The sequence below is a fragment of the Oscillochloris sp. ZM17-4 genome (genome assembly GCF_019599295.1).
In the GTDB taxonomy this organism is placed as follows: Bacteria; Chloroflexota; Chloroflexia; order Chloroflexales; family Chloroflexaceae; genus Oscillochloris.
In genome coordinates this window covers 1-3,709 of the sequence record NZ_JAIEWN010000123.1, presented here as the reverse complement: position 1 = coordinate 3,709, position 3,709 = coordinate 1, and the positions used below count along the sequence as shown (strand labels likewise).

3 protein-coding genes are annotated in these 3,709 nt (G+C 70.3%); all 3 read right to left on the bottom strand.

All coding sequences use genetic code 11. The features are described from left to right. Positions 1-141: 141 nt before the first annotated feature. The 3 genes from K2Z83_RS28035 to K2Z83_RS28025 are packed head-to-tail and all read right to left on the bottom strand — an operon-like array spanning position 142 to position 3,666. Positions 142-1,443 (bottom strand): alpha/beta fold hydrolase, encoded by a 1,302-nt coding sequence (locus tag K2Z83_RS28035; protein WP_220598473.1) that lies wholly within the window; start codon positions 1,441-1,443, stop codon positions 142-144. Between the two features lie 52 nt (positions 1,444-1,495). Beyond that, positions 1,496-3,433, bottom strand: coding sequence for a serine hydrolase (locus K2Z83_RS28030; protein WP_220598472.1), 1,938 nt, complete (start codon positions 3,431-3,433; stop codon positions 1,496-1,498). Beyond that, a complete protein-coding gene (locus tag K2Z83_RS28025; RefSeq protein WP_220598471.1) occupies positions 3,430-3,666 on the bottom strand; it encodes a hypothetical protein in 237 nt (78 codons plus the stop codon). Before K2Z83_RS28025 ends, K2Z83_RS28030 begins: the two co-directional genes overlap by 4 nt. Positions 3,667-3,709: the final 43 nt, after the last annotated feature.

Below are 3,709 nucleotides of genomic sequence, written 5' to 3'. Positions count from 1 at the left end.
TGCTGACCCGCAGCACCAGGGAGTTTGTTTGTCTGCGGGCCGAAGCAGACTGTCAAGCTGATTCGGCCCTTCTGAAACCATGTCTAACAAAAACTCCCAACATGCGATCCCAGGCGTCTCAGGTGATAGGGGCACAGCGGACTACTCGGCCTGCGCCAGCACCTGCCCCACCATAACCTCGACGAAGTGCGCGGTCTCATTGCGCCAGGGGTTGTGCCCGGAGTGCTCGAACCAGATCAGCTCCTTGTGCGGCGCCTCCAGCCGGCTGACGTAGTCCTCGGCCAGGTAGGGCGAGGCGTTGATGTCGTGGCGGCCCTCGATGATGTAGACCGGCACCTCCAGTCGCGTCGCCTGCGTGCGCAGGTCGGCCCCCCACAGCTGCGGCCACATGGCGTTGTAGCTGTCGAGCACGCCGCGCACATAGTTCACCTTGTCGTACAGGCCATACTCCGGGCCGCCGATCTCGCCGAGGGTGTTGTAGCCGGGGCTGTGGATGGCTGGATTGCGGTCCATCGCCGAGGTCAGGTACATCAGGTAGGGGGCCTCTTTGTCGATCACGTTGCCCGTGTAGGGCGGCGGCCCCTGGGCCTCCAGCGACGCCGCCGTCTTGGCGTCGCCACGCTCGCGGGCGATCTGGAGCGCCAGGGTGTAGCAGTCGATGTCGGTCTGCGCGAAGTCGACCATCTGCGCGACGCTGACGACGGCGGCGAAGTGCTGCGGCTCGCGCTGGGCCATCCAGACGCCCAGGGCGGTGCCCCAGGACTCGCCGACCAGGTAGATCTGCCGCTGGCCGAATCGCGCGCGCAGCTGCCGCGTAAGCGCAAGCCCGTCCGCGATGTAGCGCTCCGGGGTGAGCTGGTCGAAGGGCACGGCGTCGTAGGACTTGCCCGCGCCCGGCTGGTCCCAGTTGACCACCACGAAGTGTCGCTCAAGCTCGCCCAGGACGATGCGCGTCGCGGCGAGCTGGCTGCCGCCGGGGCCGCCGGACAGGAAGAGCAGCACCGGCTTGTCGGTGTCTCTGCCGCGCACGGTGATCCACTGCCGGCTGCCGTTCAGCTCGACCTGCTCCAGGCTGGCGACGCTGCCGGGCAGCGGGCGGCCGTCGGCCCCCAGGATCGGCGGGGTGGTGGCGAAGCGCTGCGATGCGCCGACCGCCAGGGCGGCGATCAGCGCCCACCCCGCCAGGGAGATCGCCCAGGCCATCCAGCGGCGCGGCGCGAGCCGGAATGCCGCCACCAGCGTGGCGACGTCGGCCAGGGCGAGCAGCGCCCACAGCGGTGCCGGGACGGCGGTTGCGAAGGGCAGCAGCCCGACCGGCAGGGCCAGGGCGGCGAGCAGGAGCAGGGCGAGCACGATCAGCAGGGCGACGCCGATCCCTCGGAGCAGCCTGATCGATGTCGGGCGCGCCCCGCGATGGGCGAGCGGGCGGGCGAGGTGTTCCATGAGGATACCTTTCAGGAAGCGTGGGAGGGTTTCAGCCCTCCCACGCCCTCTCCTAGATCCGAAACCCGAGCAGGTTCCAGGTGTTCAGAAGCCAGAGGTAGCCGACGCCTGCCAGCAAGACGAGCAGGTAGTGCGCGCGGCTCAGGCGGCCCCAGCCGGCCAGGCCCCAGGCCCGCACGGCAGTCAGCGCCGAGCCGACCAGCAGGGCGCCGCCCAGCAGCGGCAGGCTCAGAACCGTCCGCATGGCCGCCCGCAGGCCGCCCTCGGCCCCGACGCTGATCGCCTCCGGCGCGACTAGTATGATCATCGGCAGGAACAGGAGGTAGAGCGCGATGGCACCTCCGGCCAGCTGGATGCTCAGCCGATGCGCGGAGCTGGCCCGCCGCCCCCGATTGATGAAGGCAGTGATCGGCCAGCCGACGATCGCTGACAGGAAGATTAGCCCGCAGGCCGCGAACAGCCCCAGGGCGAACCCGCCCGTCTCGTACCAGGGCACGCGCTCGTAGGCGCGGAAGGGGTTGTTCTCGATGTAGAGCCGATCCGGCCCGCCCGCCACGTCTGTGCCAACGACCAGGTCGCCGTAGGGGTCGTGCCGCCCGTCGGCCAGGCGCAGCACGTCGGGTGCTACCGGCACCCAGCGGAGCCGCTGCGGGCCGAGGCCGACGCTGGTCACGCTGCCGTCACCCGCTGCGAGGAGCTGGATGTCGCCGTAGCCGCTGCCGGGGAGCAGGGCGAGAAGCTTGGCGAAGCTGCGATTGAAGCTGTTGCTGGTGCGGTAGGTGCCCGCCATGCGGGCGGCCACCTGGGGCGCATCCGCCAGCGGCGTGGGCGTCACCGTGTCTGTCGGGTAGTAGTGGTCGATGAACGCTTGAAGCAGCTCCTCGCCCTGGGCGAACCCGCCGTTGCTGTTGTAGCTGGCGTAGATCCCGACCCCGCGCTCGGGCAGCAGGGCGACGATGCTGTTGAACGAGGTGGCGAAGACGCCGTTGTGCTTGAGGATGCGCTCTCCGCCCAGCCGCGCCTCGGCCATGCCGTAGGCCATCCCGCTCACGCGCGGGTCGTGGGTGAAGAGCTGCTGCTGCATCTGCACGCCAGTGGCCTCGCTGAAAATGCGGGCCTCGCCGGAGCTGCCGTGCTGGAGCAGGGCGACCATCAGGCGGGCCATGTCGGTCGCGGTGGCGTAGCTCTCACCGGCGGCGGGCAGGCGGATGTAGCGCTGCGGGGTGGCCCGAATCTCGCCGCCGATGTAGCTGTAGCCGGCCGATGCGCGGGCGGCCAGCTCGGCGGGGAGCGGCTGTCGCAGCGAGGTGCTGGCCATCCCCAGCGGCGCGAGGATGTGCTGCTCGGCGTAGATCGCGAAGGGCGTGTGGGTTGCCTCCTCGACGATATGGCCGGCCAGGGCCGCGCCGTAGTTCGAGTAGGCCGCCAGCTCGCCCGGGGCGCGCGCCCGCGCCGGGATGTGCGTGCCCAGGTAGAGCCCCGCCGACACCAGCTCGTCCGGGGCGCGGGCGTAGATGCCGGGCAGGTTGTCGAAGCCGGCGGTGTGGCTCAGCAGGTGGCGCAGCGTGATCGGCTCGGGGTAGGTCGCGGGGATCGTGAAGGTCAGGTAGGTGTTCACATCGGCGTCGAGGTCGAGCAGGCCCTGCTCGACGAGCTGCATCACCGCGACCCAGGTGAACAGCTTGCCGGTCGATCCGGTGGCGAAGAGGGTCTGCTCGGCGACCACCGGCGCGCGGGCGGCGAGGTCGGCGTAGCCGTAGCCCCGGGCGGCCAGCAGCTCGCCGTCTTTGACCACGGAGACGGCCGCGCCGGCGATATGATCGCGCTCAAGCTGGTCGCGGAAGAACGTATCGAGGAACGCCCCCAGCTCCTGCGGGTCGCGCGGGCCGAGGCCCACGAGCTGCGCGGCGCGCAGCGGGGCGGGCGCGGCGGCGGCCAGCAGAGCCAGGAGTATGGCGGCGATTGCCAGTCGTCTGACGATGATGCTCATGGGGATACCTCATCTATATCGGCGACATCAGCGGGCGCGTGGCACTGCACCAGCAGCAGCGGCAGGCCCAGGTCGCGGATGCTTGCCAGGACGCCGTGCAGGGCGGCCTGGTCGGCCAGGGTGCCGCGCAGCCGGGTGGTGCCGTCTGGCAGCGGGGTGATCGTGAGTCCCTGGAGGCGCTGCGCCCAGCGCTGATCGAGCTGGCCCCTGACGATGATCTCGTAGCGCTCCATGTGAACCTCCCTCTCAGGCATAGTTGTACACCCGCAGCGCGCG

Coding starts and splice junctions, on each gene's coding strand:
- K2Z83_RS28035 (WP_220598473.1), bottom strand. CDS start 1,443: ATGGAACACCTCGCCCGCCCGCTCGCCCATCGCGGGGCGCGCCCGACA.
- K2Z83_RS28030 (WP_220598472.1), bottom strand. CDS start 3,433: ATGAGCATCATCGTCAGACGACTGGCAATCGCCGCCATACTCCTGGCT.
- K2Z83_RS28025 (WP_220598471.1), bottom strand. CDS start 3,666: ATGGAGCGCTACGAGATCATCGTCAGGGGCCAGCTCGATCAGCGCTGG.